This window comes from Granulicella sp. L60, from assembly GCF_009765825.1.
Lineage (GTDB): Bacteria > Acidobacteriota > Terriglobia > Terriglobales > Acidobacteriaceae > Edaphobacter.
This window is the reverse complement of the sequence record NZ_LMUR01000010.1, coordinates 151,438-169,256: the sequence shown is the minus strand read 5'-3', so window position 1 is coordinate 169,256 and position 17,819 is coordinate 151,438. Positions and strand designations below refer to the sequence as shown.

13 protein-coding genes are annotated in these 17,819 nt (G+C 56.7%); 7 read left to right on the top strand and 6 right to left on the bottom strand.

Annotated elements, in window-relative coordinates; genetic code table 11:
- Nucleotides 1–149: 149 nt before the first annotated feature.
- On the bottom strand, nucleotides 150–563 hold the full coding sequence (locus GSQ82_RS04005) for a helix-turn-helix transcriptional regulator (protein WP_158790725.1): 414 nt from the start codon (nucleotides 561–563) through the stop codon (nucleotides 150–152).
- A 174-nt stretch (nucleotides 564–737) separates the two neighbouring features.
- On the opposite strand from GSQ82_RS04005, the gene GSQ82_RS04000 reads away from it, so the two are divergent.
- Nucleotides 738–1,484: an SDR family NAD(P)-dependent oxidoreductase gene (locus GSQ82_RS04000; protein WP_158790724.1), complete on the top strand. Its 747-nt coding sequence runs from the start codon at nucleotides 738–740 to the stop codon at nucleotides 1,482–1,484.
- Nucleotides 1,485–1,605: 121 nt separating this feature from the next.
- Nucleotides 1,606–2,337 (top strand): SDR family NAD(P)-dependent oxidoreductase, encoded by a 732-nt coding sequence (locus GSQ82_RS03995; protein ID WP_158790723.1) that lies wholly within the window; start codon nucleotides 1,606–1,608, stop codon nucleotides 2,335–2,337.
- Nucleotides 2,338–2,443: 106 nt separating this feature from the next.
- Here the strand turns inward: GSQ82_RS03995 and GSQ82_RS03990 are convergent, their stop codons facing one another.
- Entirely contained in the window at nucleotides 2,444–2,737 is a 294-nt protein-coding gene (locus GSQ82_RS03990; protein ID WP_158790722.1) for a helix-turn-helix transcriptional regulator, read from the bottom strand.
- Nucleotides 2,738–2,848: 111 nt separating this feature from the next.
- On the opposite strand from GSQ82_RS03990, the gene GSQ82_RS03985 reads away from it, so the two are divergent.
- The 3 genes from GSQ82_RS03985 to GSQ82_RS03975 are packed head-to-tail and all read left to right on the top strand — an operon-like array spanning nucleotide 2,849 to nucleotide 8,755.
- On the top strand, nucleotides 2,849–6,025 hold the full coding sequence (locus GSQ82_RS03985) for an efflux RND transporter permease subunit (protein ID WP_158790721.1): 3,177 nt from the start codon (nucleotides 2,849–2,851) through the stop codon (nucleotides 6,023–6,025).
- Nucleotides 6,026–6,078: 53 nt separating this feature from the next.
- Nucleotides 6,079–7,275 carry an efflux RND transporter periplasmic adaptor subunit gene (locus GSQ82_RS03980; RefSeq protein WP_254061411.1) on the top strand — a complete coding sequence of 399 codons (1,197 nt, stop codon included), beginning with the start codon at nucleotides 6,079–6,081 and terminating at the stop codon, nucleotides 7,273–7,275.
- The gene (locus tag GSQ82_RS03975; protein ID WP_254061410.1) at nucleotides 7,259–8,755 is read left to right on the top strand and encodes an efflux transporter outer membrane subunit; all 1,497 of its coding nucleotides are present in this window, start codon (nucleotides 7,259–7,261) and stop codon (nucleotides 8,753–8,755) included. Before GSQ82_RS03980 ends, GSQ82_RS03975 begins: the two co-directional genes overlap by 17 nt.
- 116 nt (nucleotides 8,756–8,871) lie before the next feature.
- Here the strand turns inward: GSQ82_RS03975 and GSQ82_RS03970 are convergent, their stop codons facing one another.
- From GSQ82_RS03970 to GSQ82_RS03955, 4 genes are all read right to left on the bottom strand, one after another.
- Entirely contained in the window at nucleotides 8,872–12,117 is a 3,246-nt protein-coding gene (locus GSQ82_RS03970) for a carboxypeptidase-like regulatory domain-containing protein (protein WP_158790719.1), read from the bottom strand.
- Between the two features lie 534 nt (nucleotides 12,118–12,651).
- A complete protein-coding gene (locus GSQ82_RS03965) occupies nucleotides 12,652–14,226 on the bottom strand; it encodes a Do family serine endopeptidase (protein WP_158790718.1) in 1,575 nt (524 codons plus the stop codon).
- Nucleotides 14,227–14,260: 34 nt separating this feature from the next.
- Nucleotides 14,261–15,691, bottom strand: coding sequence for a M56 family metallopeptidase (locus tag GSQ82_RS03960; RefSeq protein WP_158790717.1), 1,431 nt, complete (start codon nucleotides 15,689–15,691; stop codon nucleotides 14,261–14,263).
- Nucleotides 15,691–16,089, bottom strand: a complete 399-nt coding sequence (locus tag GSQ82_RS03955) for a BlaI/MecI/CopY family transcriptional regulator (protein WP_158790716.1) — start codon at nucleotides 16,087–16,089, stop codon at nucleotides 15,691–15,693. The genes GSQ82_RS03960 and GSQ82_RS03955 overlap by 1 nt, the downstream gene beginning before the upstream one ends.
- A 194-nt stretch (nucleotides 16,090–16,283) precedes the next feature.
- On the opposite strand from GSQ82_RS03955, the gene GSQ82_RS03950 reads away from it, so the two are divergent.
- Complete coding sequence (locus GSQ82_RS03950) at nucleotides 16,284–16,796, top strand: SRPBCC family protein (RefSeq protein WP_158790715.1); 513 nt, start codon at nucleotides 16,284–16,286, stop codon at nucleotides 16,794–16,796.
- A gap of 35 nt (nucleotides 16,797–16,831) precedes the next feature.
- Nucleotides 16,832–17,791 (top strand): TIGR01777 family oxidoreductase, encoded by a 960-nt coding sequence (locus GSQ82_RS03945; protein WP_158790714.1) that lies wholly within the window; start codon nucleotides 16,832–16,834, stop codon nucleotides 17,789–17,791.
- The last annotated feature ends 28 nt before the right edge of the window (nucleotides 17,792–17,819 follow it).

The following is a 17,819-nucleotide window of genomic DNA, read 5'->3' as shown; positions in this document are numbered from 1 at the left end:
AATCCGACGAAAGTCGAAGCATCCGTCCAACTCATGCTTGTGCGGAGATCGAGAAGAGAATCAACCTCATTCAGAAGTAAGGAAGGTTCGGCTCACGAACAGCCCAACTACCAATGGCACCGGAATACGTCCACACTCGCCGGGCACAACTAACGTTGAATTCTGAGCGCACTCTTGGCTCTGACACTCCGCTTGGCAGGCGTTTTCTTTCGGGAAGCGGTTGAATGAGCTTTCCCCGCCAACTGGACGTTGTGAGCATTTACGATAGACAGAATCAAGCCCGGAAAGCGTCCTTCGATCTCAGCGCAACGAGACGTATTGTGCATCTCCACCCCAACACGTTCCCCTCGAATCAGCCCTGCCTCTCTCAGTGCCTTGAAGTGCTGCGACAGAGTTGACTTCGGAATCGCCTTATCGCTCACCTTCAGAAAGTTCGAACAGTTATGCGAACAGTCCTGGCCGACGATTTCGGCATAGATGGCCACACGCACGGGATCGGACAACGCATGCAGTATCGCTTCGACCGTAATGTCTTCTACCGAAGGATGAAATAGAGGTCTCATAACCTTTTCATCATAGTCTTCATCTGGCTATTTGTTCTATAGTTCATATTTTTAGAACTAAAGAATCTTTGAAGCAACACACTCCATCCTATCGAGGGAGCAGGCAGTCAGGATATGCGCAACATGCAGTCCCAACACTTATACGACACAGGCACTCTCGAAAAGGAAATCAATATGAGCAAGCTCAAAGGTAAGGTTGCAGTTGTTACAGGCGCGTCAAAGGGTATCGGCGCAGCTATCGCTAAATCACTCGCCGCAGAGGGCGCCTCTGTCGTCGTGAACTACGCCTCCAGCAAATCCGGCGCGGAAACGGTGGTCGCCGCCATCACTTCAGCCGGTGGCAAGGCTGTCGCAGTCGGCGGCGACGTCTCAAAGGCCGCAGAAGCCCAGGGCATCATCGATGCAGCCATCAAAAACTACGGTCGTCTCGACATCCTCGTCAACAACTCCGGAGTCTACGAGTTCTCTCCCCTCGAAGGCGTCACGGAAGATCAATTTCACAAGGTCTTCAACATCAATGTACTCGGCGTTCTCCTCACCACCCAGGCAGCCGCGAAGCACCTGGGCGAAGGAGCCAGCATCATCAACATCGGCTCCGGTGTCAGCAGCCTCACGCCTCCCAACAGCGCAGTCTACACCGCCACCAAAGGCGCTCTCGACGCAATCACAGGCGTGCTTGCAAAGGAGTTAGGACCAAAGAAGATCCGCGTCAACTCCGTCAATCCCGGCATCGTTGACACCGAAGGGACACAATCCGCCGGCTTCATCGGCTCCGACTTCGAGAAGGGCCTCGTTGCTATCACCCCGCTTGGACGTGTAGGACAGGTAGACGATATCGCCTCGGCCGTCACCTTCTTCGCATCCGAAGACGCAAAGTGGATTACTGGCGAGCGCGTCATCGTTGGCGGCGGCCTTCGTTAGACCTCACCCAAACACCTGTCCATGCACGACATCATCGTGCATGGATAGGTATTTTCGTGCGGCGTAAGTTCATCCCTTAAACCATGCAACACAATCACAAGTCATGAAAGGACGAATCGAAATGGGAAAGCTCGAAGGAAAAGTAGCAGTGATTACAGCAGCGACATCAGGCATGGCGCTCGCAACGGCAAAGCTCTTCGTAGAAGAGGGCGCGTATGTCTTCATCACCGGCCGCCGCAAAGACAAGCTGGATGAGGCAGTGAAAGCGATTGGCCGGAATGTCACCGGCGTCCAGGGCGATGCCGCAAACCTTGCCGATCTCGATCGCCTCTACGAGATCGTAAAGAAGGAGAAGGGGAAGATCGACGTCCTGTTCGCAAGTGCCGGAGCGGGCGAGTTCGCCAAGATCGGCGAAGTGACGGAAGAGCACTTCGACAAGACCTTCGACCTCAACGTGCGTGGCACACTATTCACGGTACAGAAGGCCCTGCCGTTGTTCGTAGACGGCGGTTCGATCTTTCTGAATGGATCGATCGCAAGCATCAAGGGCTTCCCTGCGTTTGGTGTCTACAGCGCGAGCAAGGCAGCCGTACGCTCCTTTGCCCGTACATGGCTCGTGGATCTCAAGGAGCGAAAGATTCGCGTAAATATCCTAAGCCCAGGGACAATTGATACGCCGATTCTGGACCCATTGGGACCAGATGCAAAGGAGTACTTCAAGTCTCAGGTTCCGCGTGGCGAGATCGGCCGTCCCGAGGAGATTGCAACCGTGGCACTCTTCCTCGCCTCAAGCGATTCGAGCTTCGTAAATGGCATTGAACTATTCGTAGATGGCGGTACGGCACAGATCTAACACGCCACACACATTGCAATGTAGTGAAAAGGGCTCGCCACACCGCAGTCAGTATGAAGCGTTGTGATGAGCCCTTCGTGCAACAAGTCCCATAGAAGCCTTGCGACTAAAGACGAGGATCTTTACCTATACCGTTCAGGTATTGAAGGTACCCCGCAAGCTTTTCCGGCACCGAGCGATAGTAGACGTTCAAACCTTCTTTGCGCGAAGTAATCAGCCCTAACTCGTGCAACACCTTTAAATGATGAGAGAGCGTTGCCCCGGAGATCGTGTGCTTGGCATGCATCTCGCCGCAAAAAAGCTCATCATGCTCGGCGATCTGTGTATAGATCGCGAGGCGGTTCGGGTCACCGAGCGCCTTTCCAATCTGAGCGACCTCATCATCCTTCATCTTCGCCATATCTATCAGACGCAATCAAGCGCAAATCCATTCATCAAAAAGCGTGAATCTAAGTATTTCGACGCTCATCTAAACAAGCAAGCCTAAATATTGTACGAACGGAGACTCGAGATGTGGATTGTTCGACTTGCTTTAGATCGCCCTTACACCTTCATTGTAGCGTCGATCCTAATCCTGGTTCTCGGCTTTTCTGCGATCGCAACGACGCCAACTGACATCTTCCCGAACATCGACATCCCCGTAGTCACCGTGATTTGGACCTACTCCGGACTACCCGCCAAGGAGATGGAGCAAAGGGTCACCACCTTTAGCGAATTCGTTATGGCTACCGTCAACGACGTGAAGGCAATCGACTCGCAAACAACCAGCGGCGCCAGCGTCATCAAAATATCCTTTCAGCCGCAGGTCCGCATCGACGCCGCCATGTCCCAGGTAGGCGCTGGCGTAAACTCCATTCGCTTTCGTATGCCCTCCGGTGTAAATCCGCCGTGGATCCTTCGCTTCAGCGCATCGACCGTACCCATCATTCAGCTCGCACTCTCCAGCGACACCCTCTCTGAATCTGAGATCTACGACTACGGACTCTTTCGAATACGACAGCAGCTAAGCACAGTTCCAGGTACCCTTCTTCCCACACCTTACGGCGGAGTTGCCCGTCAAATCATGGTCGATCTCGATCAGAACGCTCTTCTCGCGAAAGGCCTGACGCCAATCGATGTCACTGCAGCGATAAATTCGCAAAACGTGACGCTCCCATCAGGCACAGCCAAGATTGGCAATAGCGAATATACCGTCAGCACCAACTCCAGTCCTGTCGACGCACTATCGCTGAACGATGTTCCCATCAAGACGGTGAATGGCTCGCTTGTCTATATGAGAGACGTTGCCCACGTACGAGACGGCTGGTCCGTGCAACAAAATGTGGCTCGTGCCAACGGCAAGCCCGCAGCTCTTCTCGCCATCATGAAGACCGGCTCCGTCTCAACGCTGGACATCGTCAACCAAATCAAGAACGACGTTCTGCCTGCCTCGCGTGCCGCTGCGCCCAAAGGGCTGAAGATCACGGAGTTATTCGATCAGTCCATCTTCGTCAAAGCCTCTATCGTTGGCGTCCTTCGCGAAGGAGTCATCGCAGCATCACTTACAGCACTCATGATCTTGCTCTTTCTCGGAAGCTGGCGCAGCACTCTAATCATTGCCATCTCTATTCCGCTATCCATTCTCAGTTCGATCATCGTACTCAGCGCGATGGGAGAGACGATGAACACCATGACGCTTGGCGGTCTGGCCCTCGCAATCGGCATCCTCGTAGATGACGCAACAGTCACCATCGAAAATATCCATCGACACATGGACGGCCAGCCCCTGCGACAAGCAGTACTCATCGGCGCTTCAGAGATCGCAACGCCAACGTTAGTCTCCACGCTGACCATATGCATCGTCTTCGTATCGGTAGTCTTTCTAACCGGCCCAGCGAAGTACCTCTTCACCCCCATGGCGCTTGCTGTGGTCTTCGCAATGCTCGCATCCTACGTTCTCTCAAGAACACTGGTTCCCGTCCTGGTAAATTTTTTCCTCGGTGCCGAGCACAGCATCGATAACCATACCTCCGCCGACAACGCGAAAGCCAGATCGCGTTCCATCTTTGGCCGCATCAACGATCGATTCAATGAAGGTTACCTGTGGGTCCAAAATCGCTATACACGAGCGCTAGAAACAGTCTTGGATAACCGCAGACCCGCACTCATCGCATCCATCGCAATCATGTCCACGGCATTCTTCCTGCTTCCCTTCGTCGGCAAAGACTTCTTTCCATCCGTCGACGCTGGACAAATCAAGCTGCACATCAGAGCCAGACCCGGAACCCGCATCGAGTCCACCAAGGTACTTTTCAGCCAGGTAGAGGAACAGATTCGCAAAACAATTCCGGCCGACGAGACCGAGTTGATCATGGACAACATCGGATTGACGCCTGAGACCTTCAACTATGCCTTCGGCGACGGCGCAACCATCAGCAGCGCTGATGGAGAAGTCCTCATCGCCCTCAACGAAAAACATCATGGCCCAACACAGAAGTATGTGAAGCAACTACGCTCCCAGCTTCAAAAGCAATTTCCTGATCTCACCTTCTTCTTTCAGCCCGCCGACATGGTGACGCAGATCCTCAACTTCGGACTGCCTTCGCCGATCGATGTCCAAATTCGAGGCTACGACCCCGCCAACTACGAAGTTGCGCGTCACCTGCGCGAGCGCCTCGCAACCGTTCCCGGCGCAGTCGACGTCCACATGCACCAGGTAGTCAACGCACCCGATCTTCACCTCGACATCGATCGCGTTCGCGCTGCCCAGTTTGGTCTGACCCAACAGGACGTCGCGAACAGCATCTATATCTCCCTGAGTTCCAGCTCTGCCGTTCAACCGAACTTCTGGCTCGACCCAAAGATGGGGATCACCTACTCCGTCGCTGCGCAGACGCCACAGTACGACATCAACTCCATCAACGCCCTGCAAAACACTCCGATCCCAATGCAGACGCTCAGCAACCGAACAGAAGTCCTCGGTAACATGGCTACGTTGACTCCCGCTGTTCTACCTGTCGTAATCAATCACCATAACGGAGCGCCAGTCTTCGACATCTACGCCAACACACAAGACAGCGACCTCGGTTCCGTAGCGACAAAAGTAAACCGCATCGTGAAAGAAGAAAGCAAAAATCTTCCTCCAGGCACCACCATCGTCGTGCGCGGACAGGTAGAGAGCATGAACGAAGCGTTCAACCGATTGGGCTTGGGCCTCGCCTTTGCAGCCCTCCTGGTTTACCTCCTGATGGTCGTCAACTACCAGAGCTGGCTCGATCCCTTCATCATCATCTGTGCCCTGCCCGGCGCCTTCTGCGGCATCGTGTGGGCTCTCTTCCTCACTCAAACCACCTTCAACGTCCCCAGCCTGATGGGCGCCATCATGTCCATCGGCGTTGCCACTGCGAACTCGATTCTTCTCGTGACCTTTGCCAATGAACTCCGAGCAAAAGGCATCGCACCTCTCGAAGCTGCAATCACTGCGGGCTACACACGCCTCCGGCCCATCATCATGACCGCCTTTGCAATGATCATCGGTATGCTTCCGATGGCACTTGGCATCGGCGAAGGCGGCGAGCAGAACGCACCGCTTGCAAGAGCAGTCATCGGCGGACTTACCGTCGCTACATTCGCCACACTGTTCTTCGTCCCTCTAATGTTCACCTTGATCCACGGAAGAAACGCCAGCGCACAACAGGAGGCAGCATGACCCAGCAAACGGAAACACTTCCTACGGAACGCACGAAAACACGATCCACAAGCATGGTTGTAGGCACAATCGGCGCCGGGGCAATCCTCCTCGTTCTCGTGGCGATCGGTGCATTGCCCCGCCTTGCGCGCCAGCGCGAAGCTCTCGCCGCCGTCCGCGAAGCTCCAGCGACACATCCGGTCGTGAGCCTGACCCATGCGCAACAAGGCGAGCCAACATCGGTACTACTCTTGCCTGGCAACATCGAGCCACTCTACAGCGCCAACCTGTTCGCGCGTGTCGACGGATACCTCGATCGTAGAAACGTCGACATCGGCACCAAAGTAAAGTCCGGCCAGGTGCTTGCCGTCATCTCGTCACCCGAGATCGACCAGCAACTACTGCAAGCCCGAGCCACACTCGCCCAATCCGAAGCATCGCTGGAACAGGCAAAGGCATCTCTGGAGCAGGCAAAAGCGAATGCAGAACTCACTCGCCTGACGAAGGAACGTGATCTTCCATTAGGAGAGCAACATGCTATCTCTCAGCAGATCGTCGACAGCGCTGTGCAGTCGCATAACGCAAGGGTAGCCGACGTCTCCGCTGCGGATGCAAACATCACTGCCGCAGACGCGAACGTAACAGCAAACCGTGCAAACGTCTCAAGACTGCTGCAGATGCAGAGCTTCGAACGCATCATCGCGCCGTTCGATGGGGTTATTACAGAGCGCAATATCGAGCGCGGCGACCTCGTCACCACCGGCGCTTCCGCCACAAGTAAGCCTCTCTTCAGCATCGCCCAGAGCAATACCCTTCGCATCCAAATCGACGTTCCCCAATCCGAAGCAGTCAACATCAAGGACGGCCAGAAGACAGAGGTCGATGTTAAGGAACAGCTCGGGCGCGCTTACACCGGCACCGTCATTCGTAACGCCGCAGCTCTCAACAATGCAGCACGCACCATGCTCACGGAGGTGCAGGTCGATAACCAGGATGCTTCCCTACTGCCCGGCATGTACGCACAGGTCAAATTCACACTTCCACAGCAACGCTCATCGCTCATTATCCCGACCAGCTCTCTCGTCGTCGATCACACCGGCATGCATGTCGTCGTCATTGATGCCCAACATACAATCCACTTCGTTCCAGTCACGATCGGCAAGGACATGGGCATACAGGTCGAAGTTCTAAGTGGACTCCAAGGCTCCGAGTCGCTGGTGGCAAGCCCGAGCGATCTGCTCAATGAGGGTGAACATGTCGAAGTGCGCTGATTACATATCGGATTCAAAAATCTCAGAAGAGCAAGACATCACGCACGTGGTGATGAAAAGATTTGCTCAAGCAGCCATAGCCGGTCTGCTGACGTTCATGGTGATGGGCTGCAACGTAGGTCCGAACTACAAGAGACCTACGGCCACCACCCCGCAGAACTTTCGTGGAGCTCTCGCGCCTGAGATCGCACCGCCTGCTCAAGCTGAACCATCCCTCGGGGATCAGCAATGGCCAACAGTCTTTCAGGATGCAGTCTTACAACGACTCGTTACAGAGGCGCTGCAGAACAACCTCGATCTCCGTATAGCCGCACAGCGCGTTCTGGAGGCACAGGCACAGGTCGGCATCGCTCGTTCACAGCAGCTGCCCTCCGTCAGTGCAGGTGCAAGCTACTCTGCAATTCAAATCCCCTCATCCCTGGCCGGCAATAACTCCAACGGCACCCCGGCGACCTCATTCTTCAACGGCGGCGGCTTCAGCGCCTCTGCCGCGTGGAACCTTGATTTCTGGGGCATGTATCGTCGCCAGTCTGAAGCTGCAAGAGCCGAACTCCTCGCCAGCCAGTGGGCACAAAGGGCAACTCGAACCTCGCTCGTTCAGCAGGTAGCGCAAGCATACTTCCAACTTCGAAGCCTCGACGCGCAGCTAGAGATAACGAAGAGCACAATCAAAGCCAGGCAAGACTCTCTGCAACTCACACAGACTCTCGAAAAATACGGCGCAGGCTCCCTTGCCGATACCCGGCAGGCAGAGGAGCTCCTGCACACCGCTCAGGCAAATCTTCCAGAGTTTAGAAGGCAGATCGCCACTCAGGAAAACATCATCAGCATCCTGCTGGGCCACAATCCTGAAGACATCGATCGCGGTCTCAACATCGCAGACCAGCCCCATCCCAAAGAAGTACCCACTGGCGTGCCATCGCAACTCTTGGAGCGGCGCCCCGACATTCAACAAGCGGAGGCCACACTCATCGCTGCGAACGCACGCATCGGCGTCGCTAAATCCCAATTCTTCCCGCAGATCTCACTCACGAGCCTCGGAGGATCCACAAGCAATCAACTGCAAAGCATCTTCTCCGGGAAGAATGCTTATTGGCTTGCGGCCGGTTCTCTGTCCGAACCAATATTCGACGGCGGCCGAATACGCAGCAACTATCACCTCTCGCAAGCGCAGGAGCAAGAGATGCTGCTCGAATATCGCAAGACCATCCTGAACGCATTGAAGGACGTATCAAACTCCCTAAGCGCCTACAAAGAGACTCGCGAACAGCGAGAAGAAGAAACAGCTCTTGTCGTCTCCGCGACCGACGCTGTTCGCCTCGCCAAACTACGTTACTCCGGAGGCAATACAAGCTACCTGGAAGTTCTTACTACCGACACCGATCTCTACGATGCCCAACTGCGGCTAGCGCAAGCTCAGGAGCAAGAGGCCGCTTCTCTCGTGCAGCTTTACGCAGCGCTGGGCGGCGGATGGCAATAATCTCTTTTCGAGGCTCCTACGCATCTTGAACTTTTTTCTCTCTCAGGTCGACAGAGTGAAGAGGTGACTGCATCACAGCCACTTCTTCGTCTCCAAATCCATCTCATCGAATCGCCTCAGAAAAGTAGCTTCAGCCCCAACTGAATCTGACGACTCGTAGCCGCTGCCGTAACCACCCCAGCCGACGGACTCAGCACCGCAGCGGCACTCTGATTCGCAGACGTACCCTGCGTAGGCCCACTGGTGTACACCACCTCGTTCGGCGTCTCCAGATTCGTGTGATTCAGAACGTTGAAAAACTCAGCACGAAACTGAAGACGAGTACGCTCTGAGATCTGCGTCGACTTCAACAGAGAAAGATCCCAGTCCGCATACCCCGGACCCGTCAGCGTATCGCGGCCAAGATTGCCGACGGTACCATACGCCGGCGCGCTGAACGCAGACGGATTGAAGAACTGAGCAGCCCGTGCAGCCGTACTTCCGCGAGTGTAAAGTCTGCCGTTGAACGCCGCATTCCGGTTCGGGCGCACAGGATTACGAGTATCGCCCGAGCCCGTAGGGTTATAGCCAAGCTGGGGGCTGAACGGAAACCCAGTCTGCAGCGTAGCAATCGTACTCAAACTCCAGCCCGAGACGATTCGATCGATCGCAGGAGACGAAGAAGACACAAAGCGATGGCCGTGCCCAAGCGGAAGCCCATAGGTTCCGTTGAACGCAGCGAGATGACGAATATCGGTTGCAGCCGGCCCATAATCAAGCGCGGGATTCCCCGGATAAGAAACAAACGCCGGCGTGTTAGCCGACACGCTCGTATTCCACGCCGAGCCGTCATCAAGATTCTTCGCGTACGTATAGTTAGCGCGGAACTGAAGATCCCGAGTGAGGTTACGCCTGAAATCAACCTCCAGAGCGTTGTAGTTGCTCGAGCCGCCAGACGTCCACGACGTCGTATTCGCAACCAGCGGGTTCGCCTTCACGATAGTCGGATAGTAGATCGTGCCCACCGGAATCCCCGCTGGGCATGCAGCATCTACAGAGCACACAATCGAAGCCGGTTCATTCTGGTCCTCCGAAAGTATCTGATGATAGCCATGCGAACCGACGTAAGCGACAGTGAGCGAACTCGCATGGCCGATCTGCTGCTCAATCTGAAGCGTGTAAGAGACAACCGCAGGCGTCGAAATATCCGTCTGCACATTCGACGGCGAGATAAGCCCTGGCGCGCCTCCCGTCGGGCTAGCAACCGCCACATTCGAATAAGAGTAAGTCGTATTGAACGGCGCAGCCTGATCCAGCCGATAATCGAGATTGTCGAGCAGCGAATGATGCAGCCCAACACTTCCGCGAAGACTGGTCTCACCGTTACCCCAGACATTCCAAGCCAACCCCACACGCGGCTCCGGCAAAAACTTCGCACGATTATCACTCAGTGCAGATCCACCTGTAGTTGGATTGGTGTTGATGATCCCATCGGTGAATCCATAACGCGCAGCCCGATTGTGCGCTTCATTCCATCCATCCGTCGATTCGAATCGAATACCCGCACGAAGCTCAAGCGTCGGAACCACCTGCCACGTGTCTTCGAGATACGCCGCGCCCATCAACGCAGTCCAGTTCAGCGCAGTCGGCGTTGGCACGATGGTGAAGGTCTTCACCGTACCCTGAAGAAAAGTAGTCAACGAAGCAAACGACGCCTGGCCATACTGGTTTTGCGCGAGATTGTCGTTCGACAGAAGTCTCTGAAGCCATACGCCCGCCTCGATCTGGTGGTGCCCACGCGAATAGAACACATGATCGTCGAAGGTGTAGAGATTGCGAGCGATCGCATTATTTGATCCGACATTCACGCCCGCGCCCGTGATCTGCGACGATCCATTCGAAGCCGTCGAACCCGCAATCACGATAGCTCCCGTAGGCTCTCCCGGAATAAAACCAGGCGTCGTCGCCTGAACCGAGGCCGGCACGCTTCCAAGAAAAAAGAACGACGCACGCGAGTAACCCAGCCGAGCCGTATTCAACAGATGCGCAGAGAAAACATGTTGCTCCTGCACACTCACCACCTGCTCCCGAAGACTCTCATCGATCAGCGAAAGAGGATTCTGCGTAGGCGTATTCGCGAAGGAGTCGTCCACCGTATACACCGCAAAGAGAAGGTCTCGCGCAGAAAGATTCGCGTCAAAACGAGAAGTCCCAAAGTCCTCACGAATATGCTGCGTAGGATTGGAAAACGCCTCTCCAATCCCCGTAGGATTCCCATTTGCATCCGCCAGCTCAGGCCCATTCTGCACCGGCCACAAGTTCAACAGAGGCCCAACACCAGCAGCAAGACCAATATTTTTACGTGGCCCACTAGGATTCGCAGGATTCGGCAAAAAGCCCAGCCGAGCCTGGTTATCAGGCACAAGTGTAACGTCGGTGATCCCTAAATTCTGCCGATACCCCTCATAGTTCCCAAAGAGAAAGAGCCGGTTCGTACGAATAGGTCCGCCAAGCGCAGCACCATAGTTGTTCCTCTGAAAGCTCGGAATGCGTGCCTGGTCAAAATAATTACGAGAATCGAAAAATGAGTTACGCAGAAACTCATACGCGGAGCCATGTATCGTATTTGTACCCGAAGCAGTAACAATTGAGATCTGCGCTCCCTGCCGCTTTCCATAGCTGGCCGAGTACGTATCCGAGACCACATTGAACTCCCTCACAGCTTCAACGCCAAGCAGCTGTCCGCTGGTCCCGCCCGGCGTCACGTTAATCAGCGAAGCCCCCGTATACTCCACCCCATTCAGCAGATAGAGGTTGTCCTGCGGCCGCCGTCCCGAGACCGCAAACATACTACCGACCGACGAGTTAGACGTTCCCACCGATCCACTTCGCTGCGCCGTGTAGTTCACCGTAGCAGGGTTCAACGTGATCAGTTGATCGTACGATCGCCCGTTCAACGGAAGCTCCTTCACCTGATTCTCACCTACCAGCCCGGCAATCTGCTGCGTGGAAACATTCACCGAAGCTGGAGCATCCGTAACCGTAACCTGCTCTGCCAACGCCCCGGGTCGCAACGACACGTCGATGCGTGTCGCCTGACCAACCGTCAGCAAAATACCCGTGCGAATCTGCGGAGCAAAGCCGTCCCGCGCAACCGAGACCGTATACATCCCGACCGGAATCGACGGCGCCGCATAGATGCCGGAAGAGTCGGACACAAGATGCCGCTCGCCGCCAGTCTCCTGATTCCGAATCACCACCGTAGCTCCGGGAATCACAGCCCCTTCACCGTCCGACACCGTACCGCTGATCGTGCCTCCCACAACCTGGGCGTGAACCGTTGCGACAGAAAGAAGAAAAAGAATAACGCTGCGACGAAACATGAAGTGACTCCCAAGGCAGTCAGCCGGGCTGGTCTTACGAATAAAAGGAATGAATTTTAAGAAAGGGGGATGCGAAGATCAGCTACAACAACAACACACGGTGCCGTGAGAGACGACCGTAAAAGATCTGCCGTTATGTGTGTAAGCTGACAAATTCATTCCAACACCGGAGCCAGGCGACGATGAGCCGCGTGACTTCTGTAAAGCGATAAGTTTTAGAAGAGAGTAGGAACTAACGCCGCGAGGAGCGCACGCGCAGAGATTCTCCACAACAACAACAGCCTGGGCAGGCGCTTTGAAGAATCGATTCCATAATCAGTAATCTACCATATTCATCCCACCCAAGAGCAGGTCCCGTCCACAAAACAAAGACCCCGACCAACGGGAGGACCACCGAAATCCACCCGCCAAGTCAAGGTACACAAGTCACGAAGTGACCCTCCGCCGAGCAGGCGGCCCGTCCGGCAGGACAAAGTTACCTAAAAGAAAAAGGCCGCCCCGAATTTCTCAAGGCGGCCTCTTCCCTCATCAGAACTACATACCGCTCTGATTACCTCCATCCGGATGCACCACCCGGTAGCTGGCATTTCCCTGCGACCAAACCAGCAGCAGCAAGTCCTTCCCTGGATTCGCATGCACCTGGCTGACAAACTGATCCGCCGAAGACACCGGATGACGATCCACTTCGAGAATCACATCCCCCGGAGCCAGTTGCGCATCGTCCGCAGGGCTCGCTGGACGAACCGTCTGCACCGCCACGCCCTGTACCTGCGAAGGAATGTGTAGCTGCTGCCGAACATCCGGCGTCAACTCGCTCACCGCCAGACCCAGCTTGCCACTCTGCGGAGCGCCGGAACCATCGTTGCTAGCCACCTCAGCATCCTTGTGGAACTCGCCGACCTGAACGTTCACCGTCTGCTTCGACCCATTGCGAATAATTCCCAACGTGATCGTCGTACCCGGAGTATCCTCGCTCACCGCAACCTGCAGCGCGCCTCCGTTCACAATCTTCTCGCCGTTCAGCTCATCGATCACGTCGCCATTCTTCAGCCCCGCACGCGCTGCTGGAGAGTCCGGCGTCACCTGCGCCACAATCGCTCCCGTTGCCTCCTTCAGGTTGAAGAAGCTCGCATTCGCCGGAGTCACATCGTTCATGCTGATCCCGAGATACCCATGATGCACTGTACCCGTCTTGATCAGCTGCTCCGCCGTCGCCCGCACAAGCTGCGAAGGAATCGCAAATCCCGCACCCGCAAACGATCCACTGTCCGAGATGATAAACGTATTAATCCCCACCAGCTCTCCATGCGAGTTCACCAGCGCACCGCCCGAGTTGCCCGGATTGATCGCCGCATCCGTCTGAATATAACCACCCGGCTTCCGCGCATCGTTCGAGTACGGATTCGGCCGATTCACCGCACTCACAATCCCGCGCGTCACCGAAAACTGGAAGTAGCCAAACGGACTGCCAAACGCCAGCACCGTCTGTCCCGGCTTCAACTTCGTCGAATCGCCCCACGCAATGCTCGGTAGATCATGCGCATCCACCTTGATCACCGCAAGATCCGTCAACTTATCTGCGCCCACCAGCTTCGCCGTCATCACCCGCCGATCGTTCAACGTCACACGAATCTGCACCGCGCCATCGATCACGTGATTATTCGTAACGATGTAGCCATCCGGCGAAATAATAATCCCGCTTCCAATTCCATGCTCTAGCTGCGGCTGCTGCGGCCTCTGCATTCCCTGCCCGCCCTGCCCAAAGAACTGCGCAAATCCCGGAGGCAATCCCTGCATCTGTCCCTGATCCGGCCCCTGATTCTGCGACTGCTCATCGCCCGCCTCACGCTCGGACGAACCACGCGACGTCACCGCCACGTTCACCACCGCAGGCGTCACACGCGCCGCAACCGACTCCACCGCATTATCCAGCGCCACCAGCGACGACACACTGTTATCGTCCATCGGCGCAGCAGACGAGATCATCGCCGCATGAACGCCGTTGTGATGAAAGAAGAGCGAAGCACCCAGAACCAGCGTCGCAACAGCACCTGCAGGAACGGCAGCCCGTCCCAGCTTACCTACTAATTTATTAGTTTCAAAAGACATGACGATCCTCGGAAGATAGGTTGAACAGCTTTGGTTAAAGTTGAATGACCAGCCACCCACTCTGCGTGGGCACGGCCGCATACGAAGAAGAAAAAGAAGAAGAAAAATTAGAGGAGGAAGAACCGCGCTCCTCCGAAACCGTAAGAACCACTCCGCTGCGCTCCTGCGCACTCCACGAAGTCAGCACCACCCACCCCTGTCCCTGCACTCTTGACCGCCGTAGAACATCAGACCGCAGCGAAACATTGGAGCGCACCAAAGCACCCGCAGTTCGCCGCCGCTTCGCAACAACCCGGCGCAACGGCAGAGCCGTCCGATTCGCCGAAGCCATCGGCATCGACGCCTTCAACAAACTCTCATGCGCCGCACCCTGCGGATGAAACACCACCGGCTGATATCCTGCCCCAGGCAAGCTCCCTGCCAAATTCATTGCAACCACCGAAGCCGAAGAAGAGTTCCCCATATCCATCGGCGCGAACGAAACAAACTGCGGGCATCGCGACAATCCCGCCGCACCGCCAACCATCGCAAGCATCAGACCAGCCATCACCGCCCGAGCCTGCGTCTTTCCCATCCCCTCGCCGTGACGCAAAATGCTATGCACCCGCCGAGCCAGCTCCGACCGCCGCTCCCACGCACCCAGCGACAGCGCCGCCACGCGACGGTTCATCCGATGCTCCGCCAGATTCGTCAAGCAAGTCGCATACGCCTTCGGAGACTTCGTCCAACGCAGCACATCGTCATCGCACGCTAGCTCGCGCTCCAGGCACAACCTGCGCTCCACCCACAGCAGCACCGGATTCAGCGGCACCGCCACCAAACTCACCTTCTGCCACAGATTGATCCAGTCATCGGCCCGCCGCAGATGCCCCGCCTCGTGCAGCACAATCTGCTCCAGCTCCGCACCCGTCAACCGCGCATAGACATCCTCCGGCAAAAGAATCCGCGGAGAAAAAAATCCAATCACACTGGGCCGATCCACATCCACCGACGTGCACACCTGCACCCTACGTCTGCCCGCCGCAGCCAGCGCTTCATCAAAACTCGTCTCTACCGGCGTCGCCCTCTTCCAGATCCCATGCAGACGAATCACATCCATCCCAAGCTCCGCCGCCCGAATCAAAGATGCCACCAACCACAGCGCCGCGATCGCAAAACTCCATCGCACATCCACCTGCACCACAGCGGCATGTCCAGCAACCCCACCACCCGCCCGCAACGTATAAGCATGCAACAGCGGCAGCAGAGCAAGCACAGCAAACACCGCCGTCCAGATCGAAAATCTTACCGCCGCCGAGGTCTTCGGCAACAGCCGCAGACAGAGCGCCACACCAGCCGCCAGCACCAGCCCCTGCCACAGCCCAGACACAAAACTCGTAGCAGCCAGCCGCGACACACCTTCAAAGCCGTGCGCGAAGTTCACCAGATCGGAGCCGAGCAACGTCATCCCGAGAGTCGCAGCCATCACGCATCCCCCCGTCGATCGTCTTCCGCCGCCGCAATCGCCTCGCGCAGCCGCGCCAGCTCCTCCGGCGTCACCTCGTCATCGCCCAGCAGCGACAGCAGCAGCCTCTCGCGCGAGTTGCCGAAGAACCGCTGCATCATATGACGAACCTCCGACCGTCCCGCCTCCTGCTCCTGCACACACGGGCAATAGACGAACGCACGTCCTTCCTGCCGATGCCGCACATACCCCTTCTGCTCCAGAATCCGAATCGTCGTCAGCACCGAGTTATACGCCAGCGCCTCACCCTCAGGCATCGCCGCCACCAGCTCCCCCACCGCCGACTCGCCGCGCGCCCACAACAACTTCATGAGCCTCAACTCAGCTTCCGTCAACGTAATGGATCTCTTCGGCGGCATAAACTCTCAATCACTCCCGAAATTCAGAAAGACAGAAACGAAAAATCTACTCAACCAATCAGACGAGCAACTAATCCATTAGTTAGCTGGAAATATCTCTCGGCGCATAATTAAATTACGTTCGCATTCGGGCCATTCTTGCCATCAACCCAAACCCTTCCACCTCAACCACATCCAGCCACACCCCTACCCCTATGATCCGTATCGAAGAGATCACCGTCATCGAAGCCCCCATCGAGCGTTGCTTCGACCTCTCCCGTAGCGTCGAAGTCCATCTCCTCGATAACATCCACTCTGGCGAACAAGCCACCGCGGAGGGCGGAGTCACCTCCGGCCTGATCGAACTCGGTCAGCAGGTCACCTGGCGCGCTCGTCACTTCGGCGTCTGGCAGAACCTCACCAGCGAACTCACCGTCTTCCAGCCGCCAACCTACTTTCGCATCACTATGGTCAAAGGCATCTTCCGCTCCATGCGGGGCGACCACCTCTTCCGCACCCTGCCCTCCGGCGCCACCGAGATGAAAGATCTCTTCTTCGTAGCCGCGCCTCTCCCCATCCTCGGCCCCATCGCCGAAGCCCTCTTCCTTCGCCGCTACATGCTCAGGCTCCTCCGCGAACGCAACGTCGTCATCAAACGCCTCGCCGAATCCTCCACCGACTGGCAGCTCTACCTGCCGCCAACTTCAAACCGAGCCGCCCCAAAATAAGCCGTCAAAATAAACCCACAAGATAAACTCCACCCATGCGAATCGTCCTTCCCGGCGGCGCCGGACAAGTAGGCCAACTCCTCGCCCGCCACTTCCACGCGCAGGGCCACGCCGTCACCGTCCTCAGCCGCACCCCACACCTCTCCCCGTGGAAGACGCTTCCCTGGGACGGCCTCATCCCCGGCCCATGGATCGACGAGCTCGACCACAGCGACGTCTGTATCAACCTCGCCGGCCGCAGCGTCAACTGCCGCTACACCCCTGCCAACCGCAAAGCCATCCTGGACTCCCGCGTCCTCTCCACCCGCCTCCTCGGCGAAGTCATCGCCACCCTCCAGCACCCTCCCGCCGTATGGCTCAACGCCAGCACCGCCACCATCTACCGCCACTCCCTCGACCGCCCCATGGACGAGGCCACCGGCGAACTCGGCGGCAACGAACCCGGGGCACCCGACACCTGGAACTTCTCCATCGACGTCGCCAAGGCCTGGGAAGAAGCATTCTTCTCCGCTCCCACGCAGCATACCCGCAAAGTAGCCCTGCGCAGCGCCATGACCTTCAGCCCCGACCCCGGCGGAGTCTTCGACGTCTTCCTCAATCTAGTCCGCCACGGCCTCGGCGGCACCAACAGCCCCGGCAACCAGTTCGTCTCCTGGATCCACGAGACCGACCTCATCCGCGCCATCGAGCTCCTCATCGCCAGCCCCAATATCTCCGGCGCCATCAACCTCGCCGCACCGCATCCCCTGCCCAACCGCGACTTCCTCCGCGCTCTCCGCGAAGCCTGGGGCACACGCATCGGTCTCCCCACCTATCCCTGGATGATCGAGATCGGCACCTTCCTCATGCGCACCGAGTCCGAGCTTATCCTCAAAAGCCGGCAAGTCGTCCCCGGTCGCCTCCTCAACTCCGGCTTCCAGTTCACCTTCCCCCACTGGCCCCCGGCCGCGCGCGATCTCGTCGCCCGTTGGCGGGATCAAAAAATCACGCGATAACTCTATATCTTGTATTCGGGCCGTAGTA

What these genes read in the sequence shown, in the direction of transcription:
- GSQ82_RS03990 (WP_158790722.1), bottom strand. Translation starts at nt 2,737, where the DNA reads ATGGCGAAGATGAAGGATGATGAGGTCGCTCAGATTGGAAAGGCGCTC.
- GSQ82_RS03965 (WP_158790718.1), bottom strand. Translation starts at nt 14,226, where the DNA reads ATGTCTTTTGAAACTAATAAATTAGTAGGTAAGCTGGGACGGGCTGCC.
- GSQ82_RS04000 (WP_158790724.1), top strand. Translation starts at nt 738, where the DNA reads ATGAGCAAGCTCAAAGGTAAGGTTGCAGTTGTTACAGGCGCGTCAAAG.
- GSQ82_RS03945 (WP_158790714.1), top strand. Translation starts at nt 16,832, where the DNA reads ATGCGAATCGTCCTTCCCGGCGGCGCCGGACAAGTAGGCCAACTCCTC.
- GSQ82_RS03985 (WP_158790721.1), top strand. Translation starts at nt 2,849, where the DNA reads ATGTGGATTGTTCGACTTGCTTTAGATCGCCCTTACACCTTCATTGTA.
- GSQ82_RS03980 (WP_254061411.1), top strand. Translation starts at nt 6,079, where the DNA reads ATGGTTGTAGGCACAATCGGCGCCGGGGCAATCCTCCTCGTTCTCGTG.
- GSQ82_RS03950 (WP_158790715.1), top strand. Translation starts at nt 16,284, where the DNA reads ATGATCCGTATCGAAGAGATCACCGTCATCGAAGCCCCCATCGAGCGT.
- GSQ82_RS03960 (WP_158790717.1), bottom strand. Translation starts at nt 15,691, where the DNA reads ATGGCTGCGACTCTCGGGATGACGTTGCTCGGCTCCGATCTGGTGAAC.
- GSQ82_RS03995 (WP_158790723.1), top strand. Translation starts at nt 1,606, where the DNA reads ATGGGAAAGCTCGAAGGAAAAGTAGCAGTGATTACAGCAGCGACATCA.
- GSQ82_RS03975 (WP_254061410.1), top strand. Translation starts at nt 7,259, where the DNA reads ATGTCGAAGTGCGCTGATTACATATCGGATTCAAAAATCTCAGAAGAG.
- GSQ82_RS03955 (WP_158790716.1), bottom strand. Translation starts at nt 16,089, where the DNA reads ATGCCGCCGAAGAGATCCATTACGTTGACGGAAGCTGAGTTGAGGCTC.
- GSQ82_RS04005 (WP_158790725.1), bottom strand. Translation starts at nt 563, where the DNA reads ATGAGACCTCTATTTCATCCTTCGGTAGAAGACATTACGGTCGAAGCG.
- GSQ82_RS03970 (WP_158790719.1), bottom strand. Translation starts at nt 12,117, where the DNA reads ATGTTTCGTCGCAGCGTTATTCTTTTTCTTCTTTCTGTCGCAACGGTT.